Source organism: Mesorhizobium sp. WSM1386 (genome assembly GCF_055901595.1).
On the sequence record NZ_CM148373.1, the window covers coordinates 1,010,744 to 1,024,844 of the forward strand.

Annotated in this window: 16 protein-coding genes; 12 read left to right on the plus strand and 4 right to left on the minus strand. The window is 64.3% G+C overall.

Annotation, left to right across the window (positions count from 1 at the left end):
* Positions 1-21 precede the first annotated feature (21 nt).
* Together lpdA and AC0NIH_RS04875 are read left to right on the plus strand one after the other, a co-directional pair.
* On the plus strand, positions 22-1,428 hold the full coding sequence (lpdA, locus tag AC0NIH_RS04870; RefSeq protein ID WP_473460848.1) for a dihydrolipoyl dehydrogenase: 1,407 nt from the start codon (positions 22-24) through the stop codon (positions 1,426-1,428).
* 688 nt (positions 1,429-2,116) lie between these two features.
* Positions 2,117-2,593: a DUF2867 domain-containing protein gene (locus AC0NIH_RS04875; protein WP_473460850.1), complete on the plus strand. Its 477-nt coding sequence runs from the start codon at positions 2,117-2,119 to the stop codon at positions 2,591-2,593.
* Between the two features lie 3 nt (positions 2,594-2,596).
* Here the strand turns inward: AC0NIH_RS04875 and AC0NIH_RS04880 are convergent, their stop codons facing one another.
* Complete coding sequence (locus AC0NIH_RS04880) at positions 2,597-3,667, minus strand: TraB/GumN family protein (protein ID WP_473461160.1); 1,071 nt, start codon at positions 3,665-3,667, stop codon at positions 2,597-2,599.
* A 123-nt stretch (positions 3,668-3,790) separates the two neighbouring features.
* The gene (locus AC0NIH_RS04885) at positions 3,791-4,729 is read right to left on the minus strand and encodes a tyrosine recombinase XerC (protein WP_473461163.1); all 939 of its coding nucleotides are present in this window, start codon (positions 4,727-4,729) and stop codon (positions 3,791-3,793) included.
* 236 nt (positions 4,730-4,965) lie between these two features.
* Between AC0NIH_RS04885 and rimM the strand changes: the two genes are divergently transcribed.
* Both rimM and trmD read left to right on the plus strand, forming a co-directional pair.
* Entirely contained in the window at positions 4,966-5,565 is a 600-nt protein-coding gene (gene rimM, locus AC0NIH_RS04890; protein ID WP_473460852.1) for a ribosome maturation factor RimM, read from the plus strand.
* Complete coding sequence (gene trmD / locus AC0NIH_RS04895; RefSeq protein ID WP_473460854.1) at positions 5,562-6,260, plus strand: tRNA (guanosine(37)-N1)-methyltransferase TrmD; 699 nt, start codon at positions 5,562-5,564, stop codon at positions 6,258-6,260. The genes rimM and trmD overlap by 4 nt, the downstream gene beginning before the upstream one ends.
* Here trmD and AC0NIH_RS04900 read toward each other — a convergent pair.
* A complete protein-coding gene (locus AC0NIH_RS04900; RefSeq protein WP_473460855.1) occupies positions 6,242-6,994 on the minus strand; it encodes a sulfite exporter TauE/SafE family protein in 753 nt (250 codons plus the stop codon). The genes trmD and AC0NIH_RS04900 overlap by 19 nt on opposite strands.
* 328 nt (positions 6,995-7,322) lie before the next feature.
* Here AC0NIH_RS04900 and rplS point away from each other — a divergent pair, with 328 nt between their 5' ends.
* The 8 genes from rplS to leuC all read left to right on the plus strand — a co-directional run bounded on the left by rplS (position 7,323) and on the right by leuC (position 13,622).
* Positions 7,323-7,874, plus strand: a complete 552-nt coding sequence (gene rplS, locus AC0NIH_RS04905; protein WP_013892267.1) for a 50S ribosomal protein L19 — start codon at positions 7,323-7,325, stop codon at positions 7,872-7,874.
* Between the two features lie 157 nt (positions 7,875-8,031).
* The gene (locus tag AC0NIH_RS04910; protein WP_023765903.1) at positions 8,032-8,445 is read left to right on the plus strand and encodes an organic hydroperoxide resistance protein; all 414 of its coding nucleotides are present in this window, start codon (positions 8,032-8,034) and stop codon (positions 8,443-8,445) included.
* Positions 8,442-8,996, plus strand: coding sequence for a MarR family winged helix-turn-helix transcriptional regulator (locus AC0NIH_RS04915; RefSeq protein ID WP_473460858.1), 555 nt, complete (start codon positions 8,442-8,444; stop codon positions 8,994-8,996). Before AC0NIH_RS04910 ends, AC0NIH_RS04915 begins: the two co-directional genes overlap by 4 nt.
* A gap of 178 nt (positions 8,997-9,174) precedes the next feature.
* On the plus strand, positions 9,175-9,972 hold the full coding sequence (locus tag AC0NIH_RS04920) for a transporter substrate-binding domain-containing protein (RefSeq protein ID WP_287272067.1): 798 nt from the start codon (positions 9,175-9,177) through the stop codon (positions 9,970-9,972).
* Between the two features lie 285 nt (positions 9,973-10,257).
* Complete coding sequence (locus AC0NIH_RS04925) at positions 10,258-11,067, plus strand: amino acid ABC transporter permease (protein ID WP_473460860.1); 810 nt, start codon at positions 10,258-10,260, stop codon at positions 11,065-11,067.
* 55 nt (positions 11,068-11,122) lie between these two features.
* Positions 11,123-11,758 (plus strand): class I SAM-dependent DNA methyltransferase, encoded by a 636-nt coding sequence (locus AC0NIH_RS04930; RefSeq protein ID WP_473460862.1) that lies wholly within the window; start codon positions 11,123-11,125, stop codon positions 11,756-11,758.
* Positions 11,759-11,833: 75 nt separating this feature from the next.
* Positions 11,834-12,130 carry a hypothetical protein gene (locus tag AC0NIH_RS04935; protein WP_473461180.1) on the plus strand — a complete coding sequence of 99 codons (297 nt, stop codon included), beginning with the start codon at positions 11,834-11,836 and terminating at the stop codon, positions 12,128-12,130.
* A gap of 82 nt (positions 12,131-12,212) precedes the next feature.
* Positions 12,213-13,622 (plus strand): 3-isopropylmalate dehydratase large subunit, encoded by a 1,410-nt coding sequence (gene leuC / locus AC0NIH_RS04940; RefSeq protein ID WP_023778877.1) that lies wholly within the window; start codon positions 12,213-12,215, stop codon positions 13,620-13,622.
* 39 nt (positions 13,623-13,661) lie between these two features.
* Here leuC and AC0NIH_RS04945 read toward each other — a convergent pair whose 3' ends face one another.
* The gene (locus AC0NIH_RS04945; RefSeq protein ID WP_023765910.1) at positions 13,662-13,979 is read right to left on the minus strand and encodes a hypothetical protein; all 318 of its coding nucleotides are present in this window, start codon (positions 13,977-13,979) and stop codon (positions 13,662-13,664) included.
* Positions 13,980-14,101 lie beyond the last annotated feature (122 nt).

Sequence of the window (14,101 nt, forward strand, 5' to 3'; positions counted from 1 at the left end):
GCCAAGCAAAGGGAAATTAACATGGCTTATGACGTCGTAATCATCGGATCGGGACCGGGCGGCTATGTCTGCGCCATCAAGGCGGCGCAGCTTGGGCTGAAGGTCGCGGTGGTCGAGAAGAACGCGACCTTCGGCGGCACCTGCCTCAATATCGGCTGCATCCCGTCCAAGGCGCTGCTCCATGCCTCCGAGATGTTCGCCGAGGCCGGCCATTCCTTCGATACGCTGGGCGTCGAGATACCGGCGCCGAAGCTCAACCTGAAGAAGATGATGGCGCACAAGGACACGACGGTGACGTCCAACGTCAACGGCGTCGCCTTCCTGTTCAAGAAGAACAAGATCGATAGTTTCCGCGGCACCGGCAAGGTGGTCGCGGCCGGCAAGGTCTCGGTAACCGGCGAGAACGGCAAGGTCGAGGAGATCGAGACGGCGAACATCGTCATCGCCACCGGTTCGGACGTCGCCGGCATTCCCGGCGTCAAGGTCGATTTCGACGAGAAGATCATCGTGTCGTCGACCGGCGCGCTGTCGCTGGCGAAGGTTCCCGACCATCTGGTGGTGGTCGGCGGCGGCGTCATCGGGCTCGAGCTCGGCTCGGTCTGGGCGCGGCTCGGCGCCAAGGTCACCGTGGTCGAGTTCCTCGACACCATCCTCGGCGGCATGGACGGCGAGGTCTCCAAGCAGTTCCAGCGCCTGCTCTCCAAGCAAGGTTTCGAGTTCAAGCTCGGCGCCAAGGTCACCGGCGTCGCCAAGGCAAAGAAGGGCGTCAGCGTCACCTTCGAGCCGGTCAAGGGCGGCAATGCCGAGACGATCGATGCCGACGTGGTGCTGATCGCCACCGGCCGCCGCGCCTATTCCGACACGCTCGGTCTGAAGGAAGCGGGTGTCGAGGTCGACGAGCGCGGCCGGGTCAAGACCGACGTTCATTTGCGGACCAACGTGCCCGGCATCTACGCCATCGGCGACGTCATCGCCGGGCCGATGCTGGCGCACAAGGCCGAGGACGAGGGCGTGGCGGTGGCCGAAACCATTGCCGGGCAGGCCGGCCATGTGAACTATGACGTCATTCCGAGCGTCGTCTACACCAGCCCGGAAATCGCCTCGGTCGGCAAGACCGAGGAGGAGCTGAAGAAGGCCGGCATCGACTACAAGGCCGGCAAATTCCCGTTCACCGCCAACGGCCGGGCACGCGCCATGCTGCACACCGACGGTTTCGTGAAGATCCTTGCCGACAAGACCAGCGATCGCGTGCTCGGCGTCCACATTGTCGGCTTCGGCGCCGGTGAGATGATCCACGAGGCAGCGGTGCTTATGGAGTTCGGCGGCTCGTCGGAAGACCTCGCCCGCACCTGCCACGCGCATCCGACGATGTCGGAAGCGGTGAAGGAAGCGGCGCTGGCGACGTTCTTCAAGCCGATCCATATTTAAAGGTCTTTCGGCCGCTACCGCCAAAACAAAACGGCCCGCCTTTCGGCGGGCCGTTTGTATTCGATTTCGAGCCGATTACTGAGCCGGTGCTGGCGCAGGGGCGGGCGCCGGAGCCGGAGCAGGCGCCGGGGCTGGCGCTGGCGCTGGGGCCGGAGCGGGCGCAGGCGCTGGTTCGGCTGGCTTCATCGGTTCAGCCGGCGCGGGCGCCGGGGCCGGTGTGCTGGCCGCTGGCGGTTCGGCGGGTGCCGGGTGTTCGCCACTTCTTCCGAAAACATAATAAGCGACAATCGCCAGGATAACCACGACCAGCGCAATCAGCCAGGGACTGCCACCGCCGCCGCCACTCGGCCTGGGAGTGTCGTTTGATGGATTCGCCATAAAAGTGTCCTCCGTGGATGAAAATGATCAATCAACAGCCATCAACGCGCAACCGTTGAATGGGTTTCACGCTAACGGAGGAAACCGCCGGAAACGCGGCGCCTGTGACCCTCCGCTGCCGTCCGACTCAATTGACAGCGGTGACAGTATAGCCGGCTTTGCGGAAATCCTCGACCAGTCGCTCAGGACTGGAAGGTGGCGCCTCCCGCCAGCTTTATTTCGAGCACTGGTGCCTCGCCGGACGGCGGCGTTTCGCCACGCAGCGAGCCAAGCCAACGGATGCTATCGTTGGTTGTTGGGGATTGCCGGTATGACGATCACTGCACAGACTGTTCCCGATCCCGAACGCGCTCTTGCCGGCGCTCAGTTCGCCGACCGATACGTGCTGACAGCCGATGGTCTTGCCCTGACCGCCATTGGCGCGGCCGAACGCGTCCTGGGGCGGACACCGCGATGGGTCGACCGGCTTACGCGGCTACGCAACCTCGCCGTCAGGCCATTTGGGCTGAAAACGGGGGCAGCACCCGACGCACCGCCGGAAACCAGGATCGGCATATTTCCGCTCATCAGCCAGGCACATGGCAAGGTCGTCCTTGGCCTGGACGACCGGCATCTCGATTTCCGCATCCTGGTGGAGGTGAACGACCTCGGCGCTGGCCGGCAGGAGGTGGCGGCGTCGACGATCGTGAAGACGCACAATCTGTTTGGGCGGACGTATCTCGCCATCATCATGCCGTTCCACCGCATCATCGTTCCGGCGATGCTGGCTCAGGTCTTGATCAAATAGGGCTTAAAGCCCCACGGCAGTGACGGTATAGCCAGCTTTGCGGAAATCCTCGACCAGTCCCTGCGGACCGGGGAGATGCAGGGCGCCGACCGCCATGAAGGCATTGCCCTTGGCGAGGATCGGGCCGGCGTGGTCGACCATCACCTTGTTGCGGCTGGTGATCATGGTTTCCTCGAAGGCGGCATAGCCTGAGGCGTCGTTCTGCTCCTCAGGCATGGCGGCGCGGAACAGCGGCCAGAACATGCCGGTGTCGCCACGCTGATAGAGCACGATCATGGTTTCGTTGATGTCATTGACCTTGTCGCCCAGCTTCAGCGTGTCGACCAGGCCTTTCATGTGAAAGGCGAGCGGCAAGGATGCCATGGCGCGCAATTGGCTCTCGGCCGTTTCCAGTCCCTCCACCGGCTTGCCGGCAGCCTTGGCGCCTTCGGCCAGCTTGACGTCGAGCACCGGTGCCCCGCCGGACTGGCGGGCGAGTTCGCAAGCCGGAAGCGCCATCATGGCCGACAGCATCCACGGCTTCATCTTGGCGACGGTGGCCGGCGGGATGCCGCGTGCGTCGAGCGCGGCGTTCATGGCGGCCGCTTCGTCCGGCTTCAGCAGGGACGACAGCGTCGTGGAGTCCGTGAACATCATCAGGTCCGGCTCCTTCAGCATCGCCGTCATCATCTTCTGCTTGTCGAGCACGTCGGTGGTTTCGATGATGATGGTGCCGGCGGCGTCAAAAGCCTTCTGCGCGGCCGGCGGCAGCGTGGTGACGCGTGGATCGGTCATGTGCATGGTGCCGAACAGGAAGGATGGCTGTTCGCCCGGCTTTTCGAGCTTCCACAGCAGGCCCTTGCCGTTTGGCGTGGCTGCGGCTTCGGCCTCGATCTTCTGGTAGGCGGCCGGGTCGGTCTTCTGCAGGGCCGACACCATGTCGACGCCGGTGCAGGTCGGGATCTCGGCATGCGCCCCGCCGGCCGCGAACAACAGGACGGCGAGGAACGACAGGAAAAACAGGATGTTGAGCGCGACGAGCAGTTTCAGCGAGACGTGCGCTGCGCGGTCGGCGATGGCAATGACGCGTTTCATGACACTGTCTTCTGCTTGATCCATGATCTTGTCCGAAAACCGGGTGCCACTTTTCGGGATCATGGTCAGTCGTAAGCGCAAATAGCGGCAAAACGGTTAACCGGCACTGCAAAATTGAAGGGTTCACGCCCTGGGATGGGCGGATTCGTAGATCTCCAGCAGCCTCGTCGTGTCGACGCCGGTGTATATCTGCGTCGTCGACAGGCTGGCGTGGCCGAGCAGTTCCTGGATGGTGCGCAAGTCGCCGCCGCGGCCGAGCAGATGCGTGGCGAAGGAATGGCGCAGCGCGTGCGGCGTCGCGGTGTCCGGCAGGTTGAGCGCCGAGCGCAACTTGGCCATGTCGCGCTGGATGATGGCCGGGTTGAGCGGGCCGCCGCGCGCACCGCGAAACAACAGCCCCTTCGGGTCGAGATGATGGGGGCAGAGCCGGCGGTATTCGGCGATTGCCCTGAGCGCCACCGGCAGCACCGGCACCAGCCGTGTCTTGCCGCCCTTGCCGGTGACGCGCAGCACGGTGTCGGCTTCCGACGCCAGATCGGCGCCGGCGAGGCCAAGCGCTTCCGAAATGCGCAGGCCGGAGCCATAGAGCAGCGTCAGCACGGCGGCGTTGCGGGCGGCGATCCAGGGTTCTTCGGCCAGTTGGCCTTCCACCGACACCACATGTTTGGCATCGCTTGCCGTCAGCGGCTTGGGCAGGGATTTGGGCTGGCGCGGCGCACGCAAGGCTGCTGCCCCGGCGGCATTGGCGAGGCCACCCCGTTCGAGGAAGCGCAGCAGCGAGCGGATGCCGGCGAGACCCCGGCCAAGCGTGCGGGCGCCGGCACCGGCGTTGCGGCGGGCAGCGAGAAAGCCGCGCAGGTCGGCCGGGCGCAGATTGGCGATGTCGGAAATGCCGGGCGAGCCGCCGCAATGGCCGGTGAGGAAATGCAGGAATTGGCGGGTGTCGCGCTCATAGGCTTCCACCGTCTCGGGTGACAGTCGACGTTCTCGTGCCAGCATCTTCAGCCAGCTTTCGCGCGCCGCCTGCAGATCGGGTTTTGCCGGGATGAGGAATTCCTGCATGGTGTCGTTCCGGTTCGCTGCCATTTTCGGGCACCCGGGTTAGTAAGCGGTGAAGAGGCTGTCATTGAAATCGCAGCCCTGTGGGGCTAGGAGACAGTCGATCGGTGGCAAATCCAAACCATGGTGATTGGCTCCTGAACCGCCTTGCGTACTGGTCACCGTAACGGAATGGATCCTCGGGTCTGCGCAGTCGCTTCGCGCCTGCTCCGCCCGTGGATGACGAAGGTAAAAGCGCCATGAGCAAGCCCCAGAACCCCGTCCAGATGGCCGTGATCGGCGCCGCCCATGGCATCAAGGGCGAGCTCAGGGTGAAGACCTTCACCGGCGAGCCGATGGCGCTGGCCGACTATGGGCCGCTCTATGCCAGGGATGGCCGCGCCTTCCAGATCATCGACATCAGGCCCGCCAACACGGTCGTCGTGGTGCGTTTCAAGGGTGTCACCGACCGCAACGCCGCCGAGGCGCTTGCGGGCACCGAACTGTTCGTCGACCGCTCGATGCTGCCCGACGACGGCGAGGAGGACGAATTCTACCATGCTGACCTGATCGGGCTGGAGGTCCGCGACGATACGGGTGCCGCGCTCGGCAAGGTGGTCGCGGTGCACAATTTCGGCGGCGGCGACATTCTCGATGTGACGCTGGGCGGGCGCAAGGGCGTGCTGATCCCGTTCACGCAGGCCGCCGTGCCGCAGGTGTCGATCGCCGAGGGTTTTGTCCGCATCGACCCGGCCGCGGCCGGGCTTGTCGAGGATGAGGATGGCGAAGCGCCGCGCGAGGAGGATTTCGACCCGAAGGGCAGGCCGCGCGGGCCGCGCGATGCCGGGGGCAACCGGTGACGTTCAAGGCTTCGGTACTGACGCTCTATCCCGAGATGTTTCCGGGCGCGCTCGGCCTGTCGCTGGCCGGGCGGGCGCTCGAGGCTGGCACCTGGTCGCTGGAAGCGATCCAGATCCGCGACTTCGCCACCGACAGGCACCGCACCGTCGACGACACGCCGGCCGGCGGTGGCGCCGGCATGGTCATGCGCGCCGATGTCCTGGCCAAAGCGATCGACCACGCCTCTCCTGAAGGCGATTTGCGGCCACGACTGCTGATGAGCCCACGCGGCAAACCGCTGACGCAGGCGCGCGTGCGCGAACTCGCCGCCGGGCCAGGTGCGGTCATCCTGTGCGGCCGCTTCGAGGGCGTCGACCAGCGGGTGATCGACGCGCGGGAACTGGAGGAAGTCTCGATCGGCGATTTCATCCTCTCAGGCGGCGAGCCGGCGGCGTTGGTGCTGCTCGACGCGGTGGTGCGGCTGTTGCCCGGGGTCATGGGCAATGCGGTGTCGGGCGAAGAAGAGAGTTTTGAGAACGGCCTGCTCGAACACCCGCATTACACGCGGCCCCAGGAATTCGAGGGGCGAGAGATCCCCGAAGTGCTGATTTCGGGCAATCACAAGAAGATCGCCGCCTGGCGGCGGGCGGAGTCCGAGAAACTGACGAAAGAGCGCCGGCCGGATCTGCTCGGCGATCAGCCTTTGCTGAAATAGTAGAAGGCGAGGAACAGGCCGACGGCGATGACGAAGCCGCGCACCACGTTCTGCGGCACGCGCTTGGCGATCCAGACGCCGGCATAGCCGCCGAGCGCACCACCGGGGATCATGACGATCGCCTGCGGCCAGGCGACGACGCCACCCGAGACGAAGACGATGATGGCGACCGCGGCGATGACCACGGCCAGCATGTTCTTCAGCGCGTTCAGCCGGTGGTAGTCGCCGGCCTGGGTCAGGCCGAGCGTCGCCAGCATCATGACGCCCATGCCGGCGCCGAAGAAGCCGCCATAAATGGCGGTGGCGAACTGCGCCAGCGAACCGGCAAGTGACCCCACGGACGCCTCATGCCCTGGTTTCGGCGCCGGCTTCAGCCAGGGTCCGGCGGCGAAAAGCGCCGTCGCCGCCAGCAGCAGCCACGGCACCATGGCGCGGAAGGACGGGTTGGACAGCGCCAGGAGGATGAAGGCCCCGGCCAGTGCGCCGGCCGCCGAGATCAGGCACAGCAGCAGGGCGCCGCGCCAGAAATGCTTGATGTCGGTCCAATAGGCGAGCGTCGAAGTGATGTAGCCCGGAAATTGCGTGACCGAGGAGGTCGCGTTGGCGACGATCGGCGGCACGCCGACCAATGTCATGGCGCCGAAGGTGATGAAGGTGCCGCCGCCGGCGACCGCGTTGGCGGCGCCTGACAGGAAGCCCGCCAGGAAAAGCAGGGTGGCGTCGAGAACAGACATGGAATGCCGCCGTGGAAAACTGTGTTATGTCAGGCTTAGAAAGCCCCGGTGACCAGCGCAACCCGGCACGGCCGGTATTACAATGGGGCCATGCCGGCAAAAAAGTCTCTGGCGCGGGCGTGACAAAGTGCTGAAATAGCTGTATGTGCCCGCCCGTACCGGCAAGAAAAATCTGCCGGGCCCGTCAACAATGACGGTGTAGTCGCCCCTGTCCGATGTCTGAAGATGGATGTCTTCTCGACAAAGGACATAGCCGAGCGGTCATTGGAACTGCAAGGCGAGTGTCGGACGCTCTGACTGTCGGAAGAACAAGAAGTGGATTATTGAGATGGATCTCATCCGTCAGCTCGAGGCCGAACAGGCCGCCAAGATCGAAGCCAAGCGCAAGCTTCCCGAATTCCAGCCCGGCGACACCGTGCGCGTCCAGGTCCGCGTGACCGAAGGTACCCGCACCCGCGTCCAGGCCTATGAGGGCGTCGTCATCGCCCGCGCGGGTTCCGGCTTCCAGGAAAATTTCACCGTCCGCAAGATCTCCTACGGCGAAGGCGTCGAGCGCGTATTCCCGGTCTACTCGCCGATGGTCGAAGGCGTCGAGATCGTGCGTCGCGGCAAGGTGCGTCGCGCCAAGCTCTATTACCTGCGCGACCGTCGCGGCAAGTCGGCCCGTATTTCGGAAAACACCGGCGTGCGCGCCCGCAAGCTCAACGATGAGGAGCGCGATGCGCTGAACGCCGAGAAGGCCCGCATCGAGGCCGAAAAGGTCGCCGCTGCCCAGGCGCTGGCCGCCGAGACGGCCGCCAAGGAAGCCGCCGAGAAGAAGGCAGCCGCCGAGGCCGAAGCAGCAGCCAAGGCCGCCGCGGAAGCGACCCCCGCCGAATAAGGGTTTCGGAAAGTACATTCGAAAAGGCGGCTTCGGCCGCCTTTTTTCGTTTCACCAGACCGTGAACGCTTTCGGCCCCGGAAATCGGATGCGGGGCGTTGACGGCATATTGCCTTGTGTACTAAACAATCGTGCACAAGATAATTGGAGATTTGATATGGCACTCTATACGACACAGGCTCACGTCACCGGCGGCCGCGCCGGCCATGGCGAGACCAGCGACGGCCTGCTCAAGGTCGATCTGGCAATGCCCAAGGAGCTCGGCGGGCCCGGAGGCGCCACCAATCCCGAACAGCTTTTCGCCGTCGGCTACGCCGCCTGCTTCGAAAGCGCCGTCCGCTTCATTGCGCGCAAGCAGAAGCTGCCGCTCGAGGATGCCGCGATAACCTCTACCGTCAGCCTTCTTCCCAATGGCGAAGGCTTCAAGCTCGGCGTCGCGCTCGCGGTGGAGACGAAAGGCCTTGATCAGGCGGCGGCGGAAGCGCTTGTATCGGAGGCGCATAATGTTTGCCCCTATTCGAATGCCATCAGGGGCAACATCGACGTAGCGCTTTCGGTAAGGGCGGCATGACGGGAAAGACCACAAAGAGCGCGAGCGACGTCCCGGCGGAGGCAGTCGGGACGTTTCCCGTTCCACGGCTCGACCAGCAGCTCTGCTTCGCGCTCTATTCGGCGAGTGGGCTGATGACCAAGGTCTATCGGCCGCTGCTCGAGCCGCTCGGTCTCACCTATCCGCAATATCTGGTGATGCTGGCGCTGTGGGAGCACACGCCAAGCACGGTTGGCGAGCTGGGCGTGGCGCTGGGCCTGGATTCCGCCACGCTGACGCCGCTGATCAAACGGATGGAAGCAGGCGGTCTCGTCACCCGCCGGCGCGATGCCGCCGACGAGCGACGCGTGCTGGTGGAACCGACGGCCAAGGGTGAGGCACTGCGTGCACGCATGAAAGATGTATCCGCCGGGCTGGCCTGCGCCGTGCCGCTGGAGCCGGGTGAAGTGAAAGCCCTGCACGCGACACTCACTCGCCTCGTTTCAGGCATGCGCAGCGCCATGGCGGATGACCGGCCGGCGGACGCGAAAGCGGAAGCGGAAGCGGAAGCGCTGATCCCTGTCCCGGTGTAACCGGATCATCCCGAAATTCCTGGCCCGAAATTCATCGATTGAGGGCATCGGAATCCCTTTTCGCCTGCACTGACGCAGCGGATCGTCTTGCATGGCGCTTGCGGCAAGCTAAAGTCGGCGCGAATTTTCCTGCAAGCCCGGCCGATGTCCGGGCGCTTTCAATTTTCGGGAGTGTGTCATGACCAAATCGAAACTGCTGCTGGCCGGCCTGCTTGCCCTGATCCTGACACCCGTTGCCGCTTTCGCGCAGGCGCTGCCCGATCTCGGCGGCAAGAAGGTAGTGGTGGTGACCGAGAACGCCTATCCGCCGCTGCAGTTCATCGATGCCAAGACCGGCAAGCAGATCGGCTGGGAATATGACGCGATGGACGAAATCGCCAAGCGGCTCAATTTCAAGGTCGAATACCAGAACACCTCCTGGGACGCGATGATCCAGGCGGTTTCCGACAACCAGTACAACATCGGCATGACCGGCATCACCATCAAGGACGACCGCAAGCAGAAGGTCGATTTCTCCGACCCCTACATGCGCTCGGAGCAGTTCATGCTGGTGCGTGGCGATGAAAGCCGTTTCACCGACGCCAAGACCTTCGGCGCCTTCAAGGACGGGCTGATCGGCGCGCAGGCCGGCACTACGCCGTTCTACACCGCCGTCTACAGCGTGCTTGATGGCAATGAGCAGAACCCGCGCATCAAGTTGTTCGAGACCTTCGGCGCCACGGTGCAGGCGTTGAAGTCCGGCGACGTCGACGTGGTGCTGACCGACGGCACCGCCGGCAAGGGCTATGTCGATGCTTCCGAGGGCAAGCTGAAGCTGATCGGCGGCCCGCTCGGCACCGAGGATTTCGGCTTCATCTTCCCGAAGGGGTCCGACCTGGTGAAGCCGGTCAACGCGGCGATCGCGGCGCTGAAGGCGGATGGCACGTTCGATGCGCTCAACAAGAAGTGGTTCCTTGATTACAAGATGGGGCAGTGATTTCCCGCTGACTTTGCGCTTGAACGCCCCCCTCTGCCCTGCCGGACGTTCGTCGTTCGGAAAGCCAAGCAATTGGCTTTCCGTCCGCTCCGCGGACCACTTCCTCAACCCCCGCAAGGGGGGAGATCGGATGTCTTTTCCGATTCCGCCAATCAGCAATGTTGTAAGAAGAGTGCCGCCGACGAGGCTGCCAATCTCCCCCCTTGAGGGGGAGATGTCCGGCAGGACAGAGGGGGGCGCCTTGGCGCCTGACCTTCGCGATATCTGCCTTGTCAGCATCGCCTGATGGGATCTCTGTCCTCCTCCAAACCCGACTTCCCCTGGTGGCTTGCCGTTGCCGCCGTCCTGGCCCTGGCGGCCGCCTTGTTCATCGCCACCAACAACCTCTATGCCCAGGTCTTCGCCACGGTCGCCAAGGGCATCGGCGTCACCATCTTCGTCACCGTGGTCGCCTTCGCGCTGGCGTCCGCCATTGGTCTCGGCATTGCGCTGATGGGATTGTCGGGCTCGCGCTGGCTACGCCAGATCGCCCGCTTCTACGTCGAGATCATCCGCGGCGTGCCGATCCTGGTGCTTTTGTTCTGGATCGCCTTCGCCGGCGCGCCGGCCTTCGTCGCGGCCTGGAACGCGCTGACCGCGCCGCTGCAGAATGCCGGCCTGTTCGGCGAGCTCCTGGTGCGCGACGTGTCGCTTTTGTGGCGCGCAGTCATGGCGCTGACCATCGGCTACTCGGCTTTCATCTCGGAGGTTTTCCGAGCCGGCATCCAGGCCGTCGAGAAAGGCCAGATCGAGGCGGCGAAGGCGCTCGGGCTGAGCCGCGCGCAACGCTTCCGGCTGATCGTGTTCCCGCAGGCGATCCGCACCATCCTGCCGCCACTCGGCAATGATTTCGTCGCCCTGGTCAAGGATTCCTCACTGGTCTCGGTGCTCGGCGTCGCCGACATCACCCAGATGGGCAAGGTCTATGCCGCCGGCTCCTTTCGCTTCTTCGAGACCTATTCGATAACAGCCTACATCTATCTCCTCCTGACCGTCGGCCTGTCGCTGGCGCTCAGGGCGCTGGAGCGGCGGCTACGCCGCCAGCACGAGGAATAGTTTTTGGGCAAGGACGGCGTTACGATCATCCCGACATATCTGGTTGGGAGGTTTCATGATCGTCGACAAGGCCAATGCCGCGCTGGATTCCGTCTATGGCGCCGACACGCCGGAAGCGCTTGAAGAGGCCTACGCCGCATGGGCCGCGACGTATGACAGCGAAACCGCCTCGCTCGGCTACCTGCTGCCGTTCCTGATCACCGCCTGGGTGGCGCGGCACGTCCCGGCGGATGAAGGGCCGCTGCTCGACGCCGGCTGCGGCACCGGCCTGTCGGGGCCGTCGCTGAAGGCGTTGGGTTACGGCGACATTGCCGGGCTGGATTTGTCGGACGACATGCTGAAGATCGCCGGCAGCCGCAATGCCTATGGCGAGCTGAAGCAGGCGATGCTGGGCGGTCTGCTGCCATGGCCGGATGGCCATTTCCGCGCCTTCTTCTCGACCGGCGTGTTCACGATCAGCCACGCGCCGGCCTCGGGCCTGCACGAGCTGGTCCGGATCACCAAAAAGGGCGGCCACGCCATCTTCACCGTACGCGACCAGGTGTTCGAAAACGGCGGCTTTCAGGCGGTGTTCGACGAGTTGGAGGGGGCGAGGAAATGGCGGCTTGTGGAGCAAAGCCCGTGGTTTCGCTGCTATGCAATCGCCGAGCCGGAGGCATTGGTGAAGACGTTTGTGTTCGAGGTGCTGTAGCGGCGGCTTCTTCCTTCCCCCCCTTGTGGGGGAAGGTGGCCTCGCGAAGCGAGGTCGGATGAGGGGTGTTCCAGCTTGGCAAAGACGGAGATCCTTCGCGCACCCCTCAACCGTCTCGGCGCTGCGCGCCGATCCACCGCCCGGGGCGAGTCACGGGCCTCGCCCGCCCTTCGGGCCCCACAAGGGGAGAAGGGAAAGCCGCGCCGCACCACGCCGCAATTGCCGAAAAGCCAAAACATTGATATGAGCCACGCCATGGAAGAGCTTTTTGGCGATCCGGCCTACAAGGGGTTCGTGCTGCAGGACAGAAAACGCCTGCCGTCGCGCTTTTCCGCGCGCGTCAGCGGCGCGCTGACCAGCCGACTTAGCTAGGCCGACCTGCCCAGGTCGTTGCGCCGGACCCGACCTGCCGGCATCTGCTCCTTTCCATTCTCATATCGACGGATTTACGCACATGAGCGCACCGCGCACCCTCTACGACAAGATATTCGACGACCATGTGGTCGACCGCCAGGACGACGGCACCTGCCTGCTCTACATCGATCGCCACCTCGTCCACGAAGTGACCAGCCCGCAGGCTTTCGAAGGCCTGCGCCTGAGCGGCCGAAAAGTCCGGCATCCGGAAAAGACGCTGGCCGTGGTCGATCACAATGTCTCGACCTCGCCCGAGCGCAAGTTCGGCATCAAGAACGAGGAAAGCCGCATCCAGGTCGAGGCGCTGGCCAAGAACGCCAGGGATTTCGGCGTCGAATATTATTCCGAGAACGATATCCGCCAGGGCATCGTCCACATCATCGGTCCCGAGCAGGGCTTTACCTTGCCCGGCATGACCATCGTCTGCGGCGACAGCCACACCTCGACGCACGGTGCTTTTGGCGCATTGGCGCACGGCATCGGCACCTCCGAGGTCGAGCATGTGCTGGCGACGCAGACGCTGATCCAGCGCAAGGCCAAGAACATGCTGGTGCGGGTCGACGGCGTGCTGCCGGAAGGCGTCACCGCCAAGGACATCATCCTGGCCATCATCGGCGAGATCGGCACCGCCGGCGGCACCGGCTATGTCATCGAATATGCTGGCGAGGCGATCCGCTCGCTGTCGATGGAAGGCCGCATGACGATCTGCAACATGTCGATCGAAGGCGGCGCGCGCGCCGGCCTGATCGCCGCCGACGAGACGACCTTCGCCTATGTCAAGGACAAGCCCCGCGCGCCGAAGGGCGCGGCCTGGGATGCGGCACTCGGATACTGGAAGACGCTGCAGTCCGACGAAGGCGCGCATTTCGACAAGGTGATCGTGCTCGACGCGGCCAAGCTGCCGCCGATCGTCTCCTGGGGTTCGTCGCCCGAGGATGTCGTCTCGGTGCAAGGTATCGTGCCGAACCCGGCCGACATCACCGATGAGAACAAGCGCACCTCCAAGCAGCGCGCGCTCGACTATATGGGCCTGACGCCGGGGACGAAGATCACCGACATCGCGCTCGACCGCGTCTTCATCGGCTCCTGCACCAATGGCCGTATCGAGGATCTGCGCGCCGTCGCCAAGGTGGTCGAAGGCAAAACGGTCAGTGCGCATGTCGATGCGATGATCGTGCCGGGCTCCGGCCTGGTCAAGGAACAGGCGGAAGCCGAGGGTCTCGACAAGATCTTCCTCGCCGCCGGCTTCGACTGGCGCGAGCCGGGCTGCTCGATGTGCCTGGCCATGAACGACGACCGGCTGAAGCCGCATGAGCGCTGCGCCTCGACCTCGAACCGCAATTTCGAGGGCCGGCAGGGCTTCAAGGGCCGCACCCACCTAGTCTCGCCGGCGATGGCGGCGGCGGCGGCGATCGCCGGCCACTTCGTCGACATCCGCGACTGGAAATAATCCCAACTTCAACAGAACCCGAGCCAAATGGGCTCGGGTTCAAGGCTTTCCGTCGCGGCGGACGAGCTCGTGGAACTCCTCCCGGCGTCCCGGCTGGTCGGCAGCGACCACAAGCGCCAACTGCTGCTCTTCGAAGAGCCTGAACCATTCGTCCCATTCGACGAGTTCATAGCCTCCGGCATTGATCGGCCGTTCCGGCTGGTCTTGATCCTGGTAGGCATGCTGGCCAAAGACCAGCCTCAACATGGGCTGTGTTCCCGCTTCGGGCGATATGTCGACGATCGCGGGAAAACCGGCTCGTCCGGCAGCCCACGAGCGGATTGCTTCGTGGTCGGTCAGTGTAATCATGTCGGCCATGGGCTGCTCCCGATTGTGACCTCAGAACGCTGGCCGCGGGTTGGGGTTCCCTGACAATATGTCGAGACATGGCTCGGCTTAACCGCTTGTTTGGGCTTGCGCTCTAAGCTCTTCCCCGACGT